Origin of the sequence: Aliiroseovarius crassostreae, assembly GCF_001307765.1 — a bacterium.
Lineage (GTDB): Bacteria > Pseudomonadota > Alphaproteobacteria > Rhodobacterales > Rhodobacteraceae > Aliiroseovarius > Aliiroseovarius crassostreae.
On the sequence record NZ_LKBA01000004.1, the window covers coordinates 365,528 to 381,267 of the forward strand.

The 15,740-nt window shown below is 60.2% G+C and carries 15 protein-coding genes and 1 other RNA gene; 10 read left to right on the top strand and 6 right to left on the bottom strand.

What is annotated here, in order from left to right:
• The first annotated feature begins 103 nt into the window (after positions 1-103).
• From rnpB to AKJ29_RS03965, 3 genes are all read left to right on the top strand, one after another.
• An RNA gene (rnpB, locus tag AKJ29_RS06240) (RNase P RNA component class A) lies at positions 104-494 on the top strand.
• A 300-nt stretch (positions 495-794) separates the two neighbouring features.
• On the top strand, positions 795-962 hold the full coding sequence (gene rpmG, locus AKJ29_RS03960; protein ID WP_012179442.1) for a 50S ribosomal protein L33: 168 nt from the start codon (positions 795-797) through the stop codon (positions 960-962).
• 89 nt (positions 963-1,051) lie between these two features.
• Positions 1,052-1,300 carry a hypothetical protein gene (locus tag AKJ29_RS03965; RefSeq protein WP_055188138.1) on the top strand — a complete coding sequence of 83 codons (249 nt, stop codon included), beginning with the start codon at positions 1,052-1,054 and terminating at the stop codon, positions 1,298-1,300.
• Between the two features lie 100 nt (positions 1,301-1,400).
• Here the strand turns inward: AKJ29_RS03965 and AKJ29_RS03970 are convergent, their stop codons facing one another.
• The 3 genes from AKJ29_RS03970 to AKJ29_RS18600 form a co-directional block, all read right to left on the bottom strand.
• Positions 1,401-2,120, bottom strand: coding sequence for an SGNH/GDSL hydrolase family protein (locus AKJ29_RS03970; protein WP_074963579.1), 720 nt, complete (start codon positions 2,118-2,120; stop codon positions 1,401-1,403).
• A gap of 115 nt (positions 2,121-2,235) precedes the next feature.
• Positions 2,236-2,952, bottom strand: coding sequence for a Bax inhibitor-1/YccA family protein (locus tag AKJ29_RS03975; protein WP_055188996.1), 717 nt, complete (start codon positions 2,950-2,952; stop codon positions 2,236-2,238).
• A 265-nt stretch (positions 2,953-3,217) separates the two neighbouring features.
• A complete protein-coding gene (locus tag AKJ29_RS18600; RefSeq protein WP_235477258.1) occupies positions 3,218-3,442 on the bottom strand; it encodes a DUF1127 domain-containing protein in 225 nt (74 codons plus the stop codon).
• 125 nt (positions 3,443-3,567) lie between these two features.
• Here AKJ29_RS18600 and AKJ29_RS03985 point away from each other — a divergent pair, with 125 nt between their 5' ends.
• Positions 3,568-4,422 (top strand): LysR family transcriptional regulator, encoded by an 855-nt coding sequence (locus AKJ29_RS03985; RefSeq protein WP_139231290.1) that lies wholly within the window; start codon positions 3,568-3,570, stop codon positions 4,420-4,422.
• A gap of 55 nt (positions 4,423-4,477) precedes the next feature.
• Positions 4,478-5,515: a hypothetical protein gene (locus AKJ29_RS03990; protein WP_055188145.1), complete on the top strand. Its 1,038-nt coding sequence runs from the start codon at positions 4,478-4,480 to the stop codon at positions 5,513-5,515.
• 155 nt (positions 5,516-5,670) lie between these two features.
• On the opposite strand, the gene AKJ29_RS03995 is transcribed toward AKJ29_RS03990, so the two are convergent.
• The gene (locus tag AKJ29_RS03995) at positions 5,671-6,642 is read right to left on the bottom strand and encodes an NADPH:quinone oxidoreductase family protein (RefSeq protein WP_055188147.1); all 972 of its coding nucleotides are present in this window, start codon (positions 6,640-6,642) and stop codon (positions 5,671-5,673) included.
• A gap of 340 nt (positions 6,643-6,982) precedes the next feature.
• Between AKJ29_RS03995 and AKJ29_RS04000 the strand changes: the two genes are divergently transcribed.
• The 3 genes from AKJ29_RS04000 (at position 6,983) to AKJ29_RS04010 (ending at position 9,818) form a co-directional block, all read left to right on the top strand.
• Positions 6,983-7,351 (top strand): helix-turn-helix domain-containing protein, encoded by a 369-nt coding sequence (locus tag AKJ29_RS04000; RefSeq protein ID WP_055188149.1) that lies wholly within the window; start codon positions 6,983-6,985, stop codon positions 7,349-7,351.
• Between the two features lie 78 nt (positions 7,352-7,429).
• Positions 7,430-8,227 carry a histidinol-phosphatase gene (gene hisN, locus AKJ29_RS04005; RefSeq protein WP_074963580.1) on the top strand — a complete coding sequence of 266 codons (798 nt, stop codon included), beginning with the start codon at positions 7,430-7,432 and terminating at the stop codon, positions 8,225-8,227.
• A gap of 247 nt (positions 8,228-8,474) precedes the next feature.
• Positions 8,475-9,818 carry an 8-oxoguanine deaminase gene (locus tag AKJ29_RS04010; protein ID WP_055188151.1) on the top strand — a complete coding sequence of 448 codons (1,344 nt, stop codon included), beginning with the start codon at positions 8,475-8,477 and terminating at the stop codon, positions 9,816-9,818.
• Between the two features lie 425 nt (positions 9,819-10,243).
• On the opposite strand, the gene guaD is transcribed toward AKJ29_RS04010, so the two are convergent.
• Complete coding sequence (gene guaD, locus AKJ29_RS04015) at positions 10,244-11,527, bottom strand: guanine deaminase (protein ID WP_055188152.1); 1,284 nt, start codon at positions 11,525-11,527, stop codon at positions 10,244-10,246.
• 135 nt (positions 11,528-11,662) lie between these two features.
• On the opposite strand from guaD, the gene mgtE reads away from it, so the two are divergent.
• A complete protein-coding gene (mgtE, locus tag AKJ29_RS04020; RefSeq protein WP_055188154.1) occupies positions 11,663-13,051 on the top strand; it encodes a magnesium transporter in 1,389 nt (462 codons plus the stop codon).
• A 24-nt stretch (positions 13,052-13,075) separates the two neighbouring features.
• Positions 13,076-13,636: a 5-formyltetrahydrofolate cyclo-ligase gene (locus AKJ29_RS04025; protein WP_055188156.1), complete on the top strand. Its 561-nt coding sequence runs from the start codon at positions 13,076-13,078 to the stop codon at positions 13,634-13,636.
• 318 nt (positions 13,637-13,954) lie between these two features.
• Here the strand turns inward: AKJ29_RS04025 and AKJ29_RS04030 are convergent, their stop codons facing one another.
• Complete coding sequence (locus tag AKJ29_RS04030; RefSeq protein ID WP_055188158.1) at positions 13,955-15,736, bottom strand: SLC13 family permease; 1,782 nt, start codon at positions 15,734-15,736, stop codon at positions 13,955-13,957.
• Between the last annotated feature and the right edge of the window lie 4 nt (positions 15,737-15,740).

The window sequence follows — 15,740 nt, forward strand, 5'->3', positions numbered from 1 at the left end:
TGCTCCAAATACCTCGGGGTGAGCCTCAAAGAGGCGAGGGGCAGCGCCCCTTATCCTCTTTATGCTTGACGCTCCCGCCCGCTGTTCCTATCCCATCCCCCACGCGGATGGCCGGATGACCGCGGGTGACTGTCAGGGCGTGCCCAGGCGTGACGCGAGGAAAGTCCGGACTCCATAAGGCAACGGTGCCGGGTAACGCCCGGCGGGGGCAACCCCAGGGACAGCGCCACAGAGAAAAGACGGCCCTGCATGTCGGGGTCAGGGTGAAACGGTGGGGTAAGAGCCCACCGCGCGACTGGCAACAGAAGCGGCACGGCAAGCCCCACCGGGAGCAATGCCAAATAGGAATCGCTAGGGGGCAACCCCGGGGCTGCCTTGGCCCTTCGCAGATTCGGGTTGGCAGCTTGAGCGCCCTGGCAACAGGTCGCCTAGAGGAATGGTCATCCAGGGTGGAAACACCTGGACAAAATCCGGCTTACAGGCCGTCCGCGTATATTTGCCCGATTCTTTTTGGGCCACATGACCTCCCGCGCCTTTTCTCCCTTCGGTCGACAGGCTTGGGCCTGGCTCACGGTGTGAGCCTGTGAGGATTTGCGCCGCTGCGCGCCGCGCAAGGGGGCTCTGCCCCCGGCTTTCAGCCTCCCCCGGGATATTTTTGACCAGAAAATGGGAGGGAGAAGTGTTTTCACCACTTTTGCCGGGCTTTGTGGTTGACTCACCCGCTGTGGTCGCTAAAAGGCGGGTTCCAGAGATACACCCGGGCACCCGCCCGTGCCCGATGAGGAGCTATTGATATGGCGAAGCCGACCACGATCAAGATCCGCCTGAACTCGACTGCGGATACCGGCCACTTTTACGTGACCAAGAAAAACGCACGCACCATGACCGAGAAAATGGTTGTGCGTAAGTATGACCCCGTTGCCCGCAAGCACGTGGAATACAAGGAAGGCAAGATCAAGTAAGATCTTCCCTTTCTACGCAAGAGGCCGTCCCCTGGGGCGGCTTTTTTGTTTTGGTGGTCCCTTCCCGTTTGGGAAGGTGGAGGTGGTTCATGGCGGGCATCTGGGCGTTTGCCGGTGCAGTATTTGGGGCGGTGCTCTGGATTTTCGGGGGGCTGGCCGGGGTGCAATCCGTGCCGGTGCTTGGCGCTTTTCTTCTGGCGCCTGCTTTGTTTGTCGGGTTTCTGACCGGCGTTCCCATGATCGAGATGGGGCGGGGGGTATTGGCGTTTGCGTTTCTGCTGACGGTCTCTTTCTGGGCCTTTCTGTTCTGGGGCATTGCGCGCGGGTTTGGGCGCTGACCGTGTCGGTTTTGCCTGCCCCCGGAAAAGGCCAAAACATCATGAAAAGGGCCTGAGGGGCCTTTGCCAACCGGGCAAATCCGGGTGAAATGGCCCCTCGTTACTGATGCATGATCTGGGCGGCCACGCGTTCCCCCATCAATTGATAGGTGTTGGGACCGGGGTGAAACCCGTCTTCGGCCCACATTTCCGGCGTCATCGGCACATCAAACGGCATGTAATCGACCCTGAGTTCTGCCGCCTGCTGCGCCAGTGCCCGATCAAATCTCCGTGCCTGAAGCCCAAGAAACCATCGCAGCGGTTGCGGCAGGAGGGGGAAGGCCCCCAAAGGGGGAATGCCTGCGACAATCACCCGTTTCGCCCCCCAATCTTCGCGCAGATGGCGGTATAGCTCGGCGCGACACCTGAGCAGGTATTTCAGCGGGGTCTGGGTTGTAATGTCGTTGACCCCCAGCACCACCAGCGCCACATCCACATATTCAGGCACCTGCGATTTCAGCAGCGGCAGGGTGCTGCGGGTGGTGTTCCCGGTTCTGGCGATCAGGTGCCAATGCACGGTGTAGGACGCGCCAAGCGCCTGGGCCAATTGCCCGGACAGGGCCTGATGCTGGGTTGGTGCCCCCACACCTGCCGCAGAGGAATCGCCGGTCAGAAGCAGGTTCAGCGCCGGTCCCCGCCCGAACACGCCGGACCGATGGCCGGGTGGTTCGGGAAGCACCCGGGCGGTTTTGCGCACTTTCAGCGCCTGCCAGGTCAGCAGTGGGCTGAGCAGGAGTTTGGCGGTGTTTTCGATGAAACTGTGCACGCGTCTATACCTCATTGCCGCATGTCGGGACTGGTCTGGGCCACGCATGGGGGCGAAAAAAAAGGGGCCGATCTTGGTGACCGGCCCCTTTCCTTATTCTGTCATCTGGCCCGTTCGGACCGCTGCAATATCACTCGCGATTGCCGAGGAATTGCAGCAGGAACATGAACAGGTTGATGAAGTCGAGATAGAGGCTCAGCGCGCCCATGATGGCGGATTTTGCCAGCCACTCGCTGTCCATCGCATGGGCGTGGGCCAGATAGTCGGTCTTGATCTTCTGCGTGTCATAGGCGGTGAGGCCTGCAAAGATCAGAACACCGATCACCGATACGGCGAACTGGATCATCGACGAGCCGATGAAGATATTCACGATCGAGGCGATGATGATGCCGATCAGGCCCATCATCAGGAACGCGCCCATCGGGCCAAGGTCACGCTTGGTGGTGTAGCCATACAGGCTTAGACCCGCAAACGCGATCGCGGTGATCAGGAAGGTCTGGGCAATCGAAATGCCAGTAAAGACCGCAAAGATATAAGAGATCGAGATGCCCATCACGGTCGAGAACGCGTAGAAGAACAGCTGGGCGCCCGCAGCGGACAGGCGGTTGATGGCCGCACCAAAGGCAAAGACCATGATCAGCGGCGCAAACATCACGATGTAGCGGGTGAACCCGGTGAACAGGGTTTCCACCATCGCGGCATTGCTGCCCACGGCCCAAGCGGCTGCGAAGGTCAGCAACAGACCTACCGACATGGTGCCATACACCTTGTTCATATGGGCGCGCAGCCCCGCGTCGATCTCGGCACGTGAGCCTACGCCCGCGCGGATCGTTTCAAATTCAGCCATATTTGCCTCCACAAAAACACTTTCTGGCGGCCCCAAATGAAAACCGCCCTTGACCTTAATATCGGCAAGGGCGGCTGGGTTTTCAAGGGGATTGGTTGGTCTTTACTGTGTTAATTTCAGGGACCCATCCGCCCCTGCAACATGTCACAGGTTTAAAGCGTTTCGGGATAAACCTGGAACACATGGTTAGTCCGAAACGCCCACGACATTGAGATCTCTTGCAGCGTTTCGGTTTTGCCCTGTCTCAGGTGAAGGTCGAAACGCTTTAGCACACCCAATGTGCGGGAACGTCCCAGATCGGCTTTTGCGCTTCATTCAGCGCCTGATCGCGGGTTACGCCAATATCTTCCAGCCGGGTTGCGCTCATTTCCGACAGCAACTGGCGTTCACGGCGGATCTGCAGGGCGTGGGTCATCCAGCGCAGAGCCGAAAAGAACCCTTTGCGGTCGGAGGTTGAGGGGCAGGTGTGGGTTTGAACAAAAGCGGTCATCTTTTCTACTCCTTTCTTGAAACGGATCATTCGACCCGCTAGCATCACATTTCGTGATTGTTATGACTTATTCTGTTAGATAATAAAAACGAATGTTTGTGGTGTGAAATATCAAGGAGGGTGATGTGCCGAGAAATTTGGACATGACCGCATTGCGCAGCTTCGCCACCGTGGCGGATGCGGGCGGGGTGACGCGGGCGGCCGGGCTTTTGAACCTGACGCAATCTGCCGTGTCGATGCAGCTGAAGCGGCTTGAGGAAAGCCTGGGGCGCGGGTTGCTGGATCGGTCCGGGCGTGGGGTGGCGCTGACTGCGGATGGCGAACAGCTTTTGGGGTATGCCCGCCGGATGCTCAACCTGAATGACGAGGTGTTTTTGCGCCTCACCGACCACGCCTATGAGGGTGAGATTGTTCTGGGGGTGCCGTCAGATGTGGTTTATCCGGCCATTCCCAAGGTGCTGAAAGCCTTTCATGCGGAATATCCGCGCATGAAGGTGCAGCTGATTTCCTCTTACACCAGCCGGTTGAAAGCCATGTTCGCGCGCGGTGAATGCGACATCATCCTGACCACCGAGGATACGCTGGATGGCGGCGGTGAGACCCTGATCACGCTGCCGCTGGTCTGGGTGGGGGCGCCCGGTGGGGGGGCGTGGAAAATGCGCCCGCTGCGGCTGGCGTTTCAGCATGGCTGCATCTTTCGCACCAGCGCGCAGAAGGCGCTGGATGATGTGGGGATCGCCTGGGAAATGGCGGTCGAGAGCGATTCGACCCGCACGATCGAGGCGTCCCTGTCTGCCGACCTCGCGGTTCACGCGGTGATCGAGGGCACAACCTCGGCCCAACTGGAGGTGATCGACCACGGCGGCGCATTGCCCGAGCTCAAGACCACCAATGTGAACATGTATACCGCCGAGAGCACCAAGGATCAGGCGTCCAACGATCTGGTCACGCTGATTCGCACCGCGTTTAAGGATTTGTGAGGGGGCGTTTTCTGCACCTCTACGCATTTTGCAGATCACAAGTAAGGAAGCTAGCATGGTTCGGCTTACCGTCTATCTCGACACCTCGTCTTGGAACCATCTTTCCAGCGGGCAGATGTCGTCCTTGCGGCAGATCATTAGCAAGTCGGATACTTGCATTCCTTGCTATTCTACTCATAGCATCGAAGAGCTTCTTGGGGTGTGTGACGAAGAAAAACGAGTCGAATTGGACCTACAACTTGATGTGGTCGGTGCCAGATACATTGAGGCAATTTCTGACACCGTAGGTGGTATGCCTGCGGGCTGCGAGATAACTGTCAAGAGTCGTGAGGAGCGCAGCCAAATCTACGAGGATATGCGGAAATTCTCATCCACCGGCGGCTTCGGTCTTGGTGATTTTCTTCAAAAGCTCATTGGCGGAATTGATTCGACATCCTTTGAGGGCATATTCAAGATGGGACTGACAGACATTGAACGGCTACTTGATTTTGATGTTTCTGAATTTCCTCTCGAATTAGCGGCAATGGTCACGAGCGCGGCGGAAGTGAAGAAAGAGCAGGCGCGCAAAGCGCAGTGCGATCTTCTGGAACACTTAAACCGAAAGGAAGGTATTCGGATGCCACAGTTAGATCCTGCCCGGATCAACAACTTTACTGGCGCAGGGGCTATTGAGCGGATCTTTGAAGCGGCAGAAGTCCACGAAGACACCTCTAATATGGTTGAGGCATTTCTTGCGGGGCCGCCCCGCATATCGTCAAAGCGCATTGAGGCGCACCTTGGCACACCAAGTTGGGAGCAAGTTTATCGGCTCGCGCAGCTTTTGTTCTTGCTTGGATATTGGAGGGAGTCGAAGCATCGGAAGGATACGGAGAGAGCGCGGATAGATTTTGCCGGTGGACAAGCCGACATTTGCCACATCGCAAATGCATCCTTCTGCAGTGTTTTCCATACGTCAGATAAGCCACAGGCCCGCCTCGCAGCAGCTGTCTATGACCACCTTAATGTCCCGACGATGGTTCTGCTTTACACGCCAAAGACCGATGATGAAGTAACGCTGTACACACCAACGAACATTCAGGTAATGGATGGGTAAAGCCCTTTTTTTGGCAGGGAGGATAGTGAGGCTATACCCAGATGAGGTGAGCCGCGTCGTCATTTTAGGTGCCGAAGGAAGTCAGCTTAATTCAGTTTGAGGACTTTGCTTATGAGCGCAGCATCGCTTTCGCTGGCTCAAAGCGGCCACCCGCCTCACGCCTCCCCCATCGTCACCACAACCTTGCCGGTTGATTTGCGCGCCCGCAGAAGTTCCAGCGCGTCGAGCGCCTGATCCAGCGGGAAGGTCTGGCCCACATGGGGTGTCAGCTTGCCCTCCGCGTGCCACTGAAAGAGCTGCTTCAGGCTGTCCACCACCACTTCAGGCGCAAATTTCAGGTAACCGCCCCAGTAAAGCCCAATCGCGGTGATGTTTTTCACCAGCATGTGGTTGGGTTTCAGGTTGGGGATGTCGCCCGAGGCAAAGCCGATGAACAGGAACCGCCCGTCCGGGTTCATCGTGCGAAAGGCGGCTTCGCCCTGCGTGCCGCCCACCGCGTCGTACACCACATCTGCCCCGCCCAGTGATTTCACCACCTCGCGGATGTCTTCGCTGTCGCTGTCGATCACATGGTCAGCCCCGGCCTTTTTGCAGATATCAAGCTTATCGGCCCCGCGCGCACAGGCAATCACGGTGGCGCCCATCAGCTTGCCGATTTCAACTGCGGTCAGGCCAACGCCCCCGGCGGCCCCCAGCACCAGCAGGGTCTCTCCCGGTTGCAACCGCGCCTTGTAGTCCAGCGCGAGGTGGCTGGTGCCATATGCAATTTGAAACGCCGCGGCGTCGGTGAAGCTCATCCCTTCCGACAGGGGGGCGCAGCGCCCTGCGTCAAAATTTCCCACCTCGGCCAGGCCGCCATGGCCGGAAAAAACGGCCACCCGGTCGCCGGTTTTCAGATTGGTCACACCCGGCCCCACCTTGGTGATGATCCCGGCAGGCTCCATCCCCAGAATGGTGGGCAGGTCAGGTTTTTCCTGATATTTCCCGCGTGACATCAGCAGATCCGCAAAATTCAGCCCGCAGGCGCGGATTTCGACCTGAACCTGCCCGTCTGCCGGCGCAGAGAGGGGCTGGGCTTCGATCAGCTGGGGGTGGCCGGCATGATCGGTGATCTGAACAGCGCGCATGGAAGTCCTCTTATCCTGTTTGGCGCAACCTAACGGATCGGGGGTAAGGGGGGAACGGGGGATTGTTGGGGAATGGGGGATTGTTCCTTTGTCAGGTCCGGGTGGATTAAAAAAATAAATAAAACTTTGCATTTTGCAAAACATGCATAGGTTGCATTTCGATATTGGAAACTATCAGCATATTTTCCCTGTTTTTAAAGGTGATTGATGCATATCCCTTTTGGCAGCAGCGCCATGAGTTGTGTCGTCTACCCAAAAAGACAGGTTGTGGTTGTGTCCTCCAGTATGGTTTTTGATCAATACACAATCAAAGTAACGAAAAGTAACGAGGAGCACGCTGATGAAGCATCCTGTGGATGTACATGTTGGTAAGCGTATTCGGCACCGTCGCTGGATGGTCGGAATGACACAGCAGCAACTGGCCGAAAAAGTTGGTATCAAGTTCCAACAGATCCAGAAATATGAAACGGGTATGAACCGTGTTTCTGCATCGCGCCTTTGGGATATTTCCAATGCGCTTTCGGTGCCGATCAGCTTCTATTTCGAAGGTCTGGAAGGCACTGCAGCAAGTGAAGGTGAACAGAACCTGCCCAGCGATATCCTTGCGGATAAAGAAGCGCTGGAACTGGTGCGCAGCTATTATTCCATCCCGGAAAACCAGCGCCGCCGCCTGTTCGAACTGGCCCGCGTCCTGTCCGACGCCGCCTGATCCTTGCACGGAACTTGACGCGGACTGTCCCGCCACGTTACGCGACTGTCAAAGACAATCGCCAAAAGGCCGGACCCGATGCTGACCGACAAGACGCAACAAGAACTGACATGTGTCGCCGAGGCGCTGGCCGATGCGGCACGTGACGCCATCCTGCCCTATTTTCGGGCGGATGGGCTGAACGCTGACAACAAGTTGGATGATGGCTTTGACCCGGTAACAGAAGGTGACCGGGCGGCCGAGCAGGCAATGCGCGCATTGCTGGCAGAGCGGCGTCCGCAGGATGCCATTCTGGGCGAGGAATTTGGCCTCGAGACCGGCACCAGCGGATTGACCTGGGTGCTGGATCCCATTGATGGCACACGTGGTTTCCTGTCCGGAACACCCACCTGGGGTGTGCTGATCGCCGTAGGGGATGACAGCGGCCCGAAACTGGGTGTGATCGACCAACCCTATATCAAAGAACGGTTTTTTGGCTGTGGCAACACCGCTTGGGTGGATGGCCCCATGGGGCGCCGCCCCCTGCGCACCCGCGCGGCCCGCCCCCTGAATGAGGCCACTATCCTCACCACCTTTCCGGAAGTGGGCGACAAGGCCGAAGAGGCCGCGTTCCACACCCTTGCCCGCCAATGTCGTCTGACCCGATACGGTATGGATTGCTATGGCTATGCGCTGGTGGCCGCCGGACAGGTGGATCTTGTGGTCGAGGCAGGGCTGCAGGCCTATGACATCCAGGCGCCATTGGCGGTGGTCGAGGCGGCCGGGGGTGTCGTCAGCAACTGGCAGGGCGGTCCGGCCCATCAGGGGGGGCAGGTCATTGCCGCCGCCAATGCCGACATCCACGCCGCCGCGCTTGCGATCCTCACCCGGAGCTGACCCGATCAAAGTCTGATCACCGGGTTTTCGTGCCCACGCCGCCACCTGTCTGGGGCGGCCCCGCCTGCCGGGCACCCGGCCCATCCACCAATGGTGACCTCCCTTCCAATCCTGCCCGGGTCCTCTCCGGGTCTGTCCCCTTGAACAGCGGGTGTTGTCCGGGCATGATCCCTTGGTGGATCGTGTCCTTTGCCCTTTCTGGCGGTCTGCCATGTTGTCTCACCGAAACGGGTCAAAAGGAGGCAACATGGACTATCTCATCAAAAACGCACATCTTGTCCTGACCATGGACAATGGGAACGGCCCCTGCGGGCGGGAGCTGTCCGGGGTCGATATCCGCATATACCAGGGGGTGATCACCGACATCGGCAAGGATCTGGGCCGCGGCGGAGAGGTGGTCCTGGCAGAGAACGCCCTCGTGACGCCCGGCCTCGTGAACACACATCACCACCTCTACCAAACCCTGACCCGGGCGGTTCCGGGCGGGCAGGATGCGTTGCTGTTTGGGTGGCTGCAAACCCTTTACCCGATCTGGGCGCGATTCGGTCCCGAGGAGATGCGGATCAGCGCCATGGCCGGGCTGGCGGAGCTGGCCCTCTCGGGCTGTTCGCTCTCTTCCGATCACCTCTACCTCTATCCCAACGGGTCCCGGCTGGATGATACAATTGAAGCAGCACAGGAGGTGGGGCTGCGGTTCCACCCCACCCGTGGCGCAATGTCGATCGGTGAAAGTGACGGGGGGCTGCCCCCAGATCAGCTGGTGGAACCAGAAGACGTGATCCTGAACGACTGTATCCGCGTGATCGACCAGTTCCATGACGCGTCCGATGGCGCGATGATCCGGGTTGGCGTGGCGCCGTGCTCGCCCTTTTCGGTCAGCCGGGAACTGATGCGGGACGCGGCCGTGCTGGCCCGTGACAAGCAGGTCATGATGCATACCCACCTGGCGGAAAATGACGAAGATATTGCCTATTCCAAAGCCCGGTTCGGCTGCCGCCCGGGCCAATATGCAGAAGAGCTCGGCTGGGTGGGAGAGGATGTGTGGCACGCCCATTGCGTGAAACTGGACGGGCAGGAGATTGACCTCTTTGCCCGGACCCGAACCGGGATCGCCCATTGCCCCTGTTCCAATTGCAGGCTTGGGTCAGGCATCGCCCCGGTGCGCCAGATGCTGGATGCGGGGGCGAAACTTGGCCTCGGCGTGGATGGGTCGGCCTCCAATGACCGGGGCAACCTGCTGGATGAGGCGCGCCAGGCGATGCTGATGCAGCGGGCGGTGCGCGGGGCCGACCAGATGTCCGCGCGCGAGGTGCTGCGCCTTGCCACCCGTGGCGGCGCCGAGGTGCTGGGGCGGCATGATTGCGGTCAGATCGCCATCGGCAAACGGGCAGATATCGCAATCTGGGACCTCACCACCCTGGAAAGCGCCGGCAGTTGGGATCCCGCCGCCCTGCTGCTGGCCGGCCCGCGAAACGTGCGTGATCTTTTTGTCGAAGGGCGGCAGGTGGTGCGTGATGGCCAGCTTTGCACAATTGATCTGCCCGCGCTGGTTGAGGCGCAAAACCGTCTGGCCCGCGCGCTGATGGGGTGAGCAAGGCAGGGGGCTTTGCCCCCGAGCCTGCGGCTCTTCCCCAAAGCGTTTCGACTTTAACCTAAAGCGTTCCGCCAAAAATCTGAAACACTGGTTTGTGGCGGAACGCGCGAAACGCTCGTATGTTGCGCCGCGCCCCGCCTTATCCCTGCTTCAGGGATAAGGCGGGATGCTTTGAGACAGGGAAAAGTCGAAACGCCGTAAGAGATCTCAATGTCGTAAGCGTTTCGGAATAAACATGAGGCTCAAGTGTATCCCGAAACGCCCACCCTCCCTACAAGATGCGCGGCGTTTCTACATCACGCTGTTTGGGCATAATATCGACACGCGTTAGGGCAGGCGCGCCCTTTTTTCTTGCCTGAAATACCTCGGGGTGAGCCTCATAGAGGCGAGGGGCAGCGCCCCTGAACGCGCGGTTTTCACCGTCAGTATAGTTTGCGCCCCCCGGCCCAGACCGAGGTGACGGCCCGGTCATCCCCCATCATGATGGTGGGAAACAGGGCTTGCCACAGATCCTCGGCGCGGGCCGCCCGCTGGGCAATGGCGGGGGTTGAGGACAGGTCGATCACCGCAAGGTCCGCCTCATATCCCGGTGCCAGTGTGCCAATCACATCCCCCATCAAAAGCGACTGGGCCGAGCCCGCGGTTGCCAGCCACCAAAGCTGCGCCGGGTGCAGGGCCGTGCCTGACAGTTGGCCGACTTCATAGGCCGCCGCCATGGTGCGCAGCATCGAAAAGCTTGATCCGCCGCCGGTGTCGGTGGCCAGTCCGATCCGCTGTCCGGTGGCCATCAGGCCCGCCATGTCGAACAGGCCGGACCCGATGAACATATTTGATGTGGGGCAATGAATGAGGCTTGCCCTCATCTCGTGCAACCGGTCGCGTTCGCGTTCGGTCAGGTGGATGGCATGGCCAAACAGCGCCCCTTCGCGCGCCAATCCGAATTTTTCGTACACATCCAGATAGTCGCGGCTGTCGGGAAACAGGTCCTGTACCCAGGCGATTTCCTCGTGCTGTTCCGAGATATGGGTCTGCATCAGCAGGTCGGGATGTTCGCGCCACAATGTGCCAAGCGCATCGAGCTGTTCGGGTGTTGAGGTGGGGGCGAAACGCGGTGTGATCACGTAGGACAGGCGATCCACCCCGTGCCATTTCTCCAGCAACGCCTTGCTGTCCTCATAGGCGGATTGGGCGGTGTCGGTCAGCGTGTCGGGGGCGTTGCGGTCCATGCAGGTCTTGCCGCCAAACACCCGCAACCCGCGGTTTTGAGCGGCGGTGAAATAGGCGTCCACACTTTCGGGATGGATGGTGCAATAGCTGACCGTCGTGGTGGTGCCGGCGGCGGTGACAAGGTCGAAATAGGTTTCGGCAATCCCCTGCGCATGGGCCCGGTCGGAAAAACGGCTTTCTTCGGGAAAGGTATAGCTGTTCAGCCAGTCAATCAGGCGCTTGCCCCATGAGGCGATAATGGCGGTTTGCGGGTAATGCGCATGGGCGTCGATAAACCCCGGGGAAATCAGGGCGTTACCATAGTCTGTCACCTGGGCCTGCGGATAGTGTGCGCGCATGTCATCCGCGGGACCTACGGCGATGATCCTCCCTGCATCAATAACCACGCCACCCCGGGCGTGATGGCGCGTGGCCTCGTCCGGGCGGGTGGTGAACGGGTTCTCGGTAAAGGTCAGGGTCTGGCCCAGAAGAAGCTGCATGACGGCGCCTATTGTTAACAATTTGCACCCGCCAGCCTACGCATGGAAATTTAATATCGCAACGCCTTTGTCCGGTTCACTTGCCCGGCCCCTTGCCCTATGGTCGGGCCGAACGCGCAAGCAGGAGGGCCGCAGATGCTGGACGATCAGATCACAGATGATGTGCAGCCCGAAGACGGGGATTATGAGATCAATCGCGGCGTGTTTGGTTCGGTCAAGGACGCGTTGCAGGCGGATAATGCGGCCGCGCTTGCCATGGCGCTGGCGCCCCTGCACCCTGCTGACATCGCCGACCTCATGGAGCAGCTTTCCTCGGATGACCGCGAGGATTTCGTGCGCCTGTATGGCAGCGAATTTGATGGCGAGGTTCTGTCCGAACTGGATGAGGGGCTGCGCGAAGACATTATCTCCTACATGGCGCCCGAGGTCTTTGCCGAGGCGGTGCGCGAACTGGAAACCGATGATGTCGTCGACCTGATCGAAGACCTTGATGAGCCGCATACCGAAGCCGCGCTCAAGGCGCTGGATGATGACGACCGGGTGGTGGTGGAGCAGTCTCTCTCCTATCCCGAGGAATCCGCGGGTCGTCTGATGCAGCGCGAGCTGGTGGTGGCGCCCGAACACTGGAATGTCGGGCAAACCATTGATTTCCTGCGCAATCAGGATGACCTGCCGGAACAGTTTTACCACGTGATCCTGGTGGATCCGCGCATGCGCCCCACCGGTTATGTGACCCTTGGCCGCCTGATGGGCAGCCCACGCGCCACCGCGATGACCGAGATCACAGAAGAGAGTTTCCGCACCATTCCCGTGTTGCAGGACGAAGGGGACGTGGCCTATGCGTTCAACCAATACCACCTGATTTCCGCGCCTGTCGTGGATGAAGATGACCGTCTGGTCGGTGTGATCACCATCGACGACGCCATGGCAATCCTGGATGAAGAGCACGAAGAAGACATCCTGCGACTGGCCGGTGTGGGCGAGGAAAGCTCACTTTCCGACCGGGTGATTGACACCACCAAACGCCGCTTTCCCTGGCTGGCGGTGAACCTGGTGACCTCGATCCTGGCATCGCTGGTGATTGCCCAGTTCGACAAGGTGATTGCGCAATTTGTGGCGCTCGCCGTCCTGATGCCGATTGTGGCCTCGATGGGGGGCAATGCGGGGACGCAATCGCTGACGGTTGCGGTGCGCGCGCTGGCCACCAAGGACCTGACCACCAGCAACGTCTGGCGGGTGATCCGGCGCGAGGCGATTGTGGGGCTGGTCAACGGGGTGATATTTGCGGTCGTTATGGGGGTCGTCGGGGTACTCTGGTTTGGCACACCAATGCTTGGTGTCGTCATCGGCGTTGCGATGGTCGTGAACCTTGTGGTGGCCGGGCTGGCGGGCGTTATGATCCCGGTGACGCTGGAACGGCTCGATATCGACCCGGCGCTGGCCTCGGGTGCGTTCGTGACAACCGTCACCGATGTGGTTGGCTTCTTCGCTTTCCTTGGCCTCGCAGCCGTGGTGCTTCTGTAACCCGACCCTGATTCTGAGACTGCCATGACCAATTTGACCGACTTGAAAGCCGCAGCCCGCAAAGCGGCCTTTGCCCGCCGTAAAACCGCCCATAACGAGGCGCGTTCGGCCCTGGGGGTGGCACATCTGATTGGCGAGCTGACCGCCCATAAAGGCAAACCCATCTCCGGCTATATGCCGATCCGGACCGAGATCAACCCGCTGCCCGCCATGGCCGCCCTCGCGGCCTGGTCCACCCTTGGCGTGCCCTATATCGAAGCTGCGGGCCAGCCGCTGAAATTCGCCAAATGGCGCCCGGACAGTGATCTGGTCGAAGGCCCCTTCGGGGCGCAGGTGCCCGCCACGCTTGAGTTCTTCGAGCCGGAAGTGGTGATTGTCCCCCTCGTGGCCTTCGATCGAAACGGTGGGCGCCTCGGCTATGGCGGCGGATTTTATGACCGCACCCTGGAAGGGCTGCGCGCCAAACGCCCGACGCTCGCGATCGGCTATGCCTATGCAGCACAAGAGGCTGAAAACCTGCCGCTTGAACCGACGGACCAGCCGCTCGACATGATCGTCACCGATGACGGCGTGATCCGCTTTTGATCTGAGGCTCAGGGCAGGGGCGCCGCTGGGGCGCCTCCGCGTTGCTCCGCCGCCGCGACCGGTGGCTCACGTTGTGAGCCTGCCAGGGGCGCTGCCCCTCGCGAGACAAGCTCGCTCACCCCGGGATATTTTCGGCAAGAGGAAAAGAGCACCTGTCATCTTCCTCTTGCCCCAAATATCCTGGGGGAGAGCCGCAGGCTCGGGGGCAAAGCCCCCGGCGCGGCGCGCAGCGGCGCAGGTAGGAATGAACCGAGCGCAGCGAGGCCACGCCCAAGCCTGTCGCCCGACAGGGCGTAAGGGCGCGGGAGCGCGTGGTGATCAGAGCGGCCAGAAGAGCAGGATTGCGGGGATCGAAACCGCCACCACCAGAAGTTCCAGTGGCAGGCCCATACGCCAGTAATCGCCGAAACGATACCCTCCGGGTCCAAGGATCAGCGTGTTGTTTTTGTGACCGATCGGGGTGAGGAAGGCGCAGCTTGCGGCCACGGCCACGGCCATCAGGAACGGGTCGGGGTTCTTGCCCAGGGCGTCTGCCATCTGGATGCCGACAGGTGCGGCGACAATTGTGGTGGCCGTATTGTTCAGCACATCCGAAAGCGTCATGGTCACCACCATCAAGACGGTCAATACCGCCCAGGCGGGCAGGCCCTGCGTGATCCCCACCAATGTTCCGGCGATCAGCTCGGTCCCGCCGGATGTTTCCAGCGCGGCGCCCAGCGGGATCATGGAGCCCAGCAACACGACGACGGGCCATTCGATATGGTCATAGATGTCGGCGAGGGGCAGGATTTTCATCAGCACATAGCCAATCACCACCAGCCCGAGCGCCACCGGCAGGTAAACCAGCCCGAAGCTTGCCGCTGCAACCGCACCCGCAAACAGGCCAATGGCCCACCAGACCTTTTCATCCTGCGTCACGGTCAGGCCACGTTCCGCCAGCGGCAGGCAGCCCAGCCATTCGATCACATCCGCCTCTTTGCCTGCGGGCACAAGCAGGAGCAGGATGTCGCCCGGCATAATCTCGGTCTTACGCACCTGTTTGGTGATCTGTTTGCCCGCACGCGAAATTCCCATCAAGACCGTGCTGCGCCGCCAGCCCAGCCCGATGGCCTGTGCGGTTTTCCTGGCAATGCGGGCGGTTTCCGGCACCACGACTTCGATTTTCGAAAGCCCCGCCCCTTCGGCGGTCAGCTTCTCTTGCCGCGCCTCTTCGGCAAAGGCCAGGCCAAGGGCGGTGCGAAATTCATCCAGCGCCTCGGGGCGGGCCTCAAGCACAAGCGCATCCCCCGCCGCCAGCATCGTGTTGCGTTGGGTGCCATAGCGGCGCTTGCCGTCCCGCACCAGGCCAAGGATGGCGACATCGTTTTTTTCGGCCGCCTCCAGCAGCTCTTTCAGGCGTTTGCCGATATGTTTGCTGTCTTCCGGCACGGTCAGTTCCGCGACATAGTTCCCGGCGTCCCCCATCGGATCACGGGCGGCCTCGCTGCTGTCGGGTTGCGGGATCAGGCGCCAGCCGACAAGTGCCACGAAGATCAGGCCGGCCAGGGCGGTTACGCCCCCCACCGGGGCAAAGTCGAACATGTGAAACGGCTCGCCCATGGCGTCGCCACGAATGGACGCGATGATGATATTGGGCGGTGTGCCGATCAGCGTGACCATGCCGCCAAGGATCGTGGCAAAGGATAAAGGCATCAAAGACAGGCCCGGTGCGCGCCCCGCCTTTCGCGCCGTCTGCATGTCCACGGGCATCAACAGCGCAAGGGCCGCCACGTTGTTCATGAACGCCGACAGCACCCCGCCAACCGCGCCCATCAGCGTGATATGTGCGCCCAGCGAGCGGCTTGCATCCACCAGCGTGCGGGTGATCAGGAACACAGCGCCCGAGCGCACCAGCCCGGCCGAAACCACAAGCACCAGCGCCACCACCAGCGTGGCCGGGTGGCCAAAGCCGGAAAAGGCATCTTTGGTGGGCACCACCCCCAGCACCACCCCCAGCATCAGGGCGGCAAAAGCCACGAGGTCATAGCGGAACCGGCCCCATAACAGCAGGGCAAAGACGGCGGCGAAAAGCGAAAAGAGAATGATCTGATCTGTGGTCATGCTC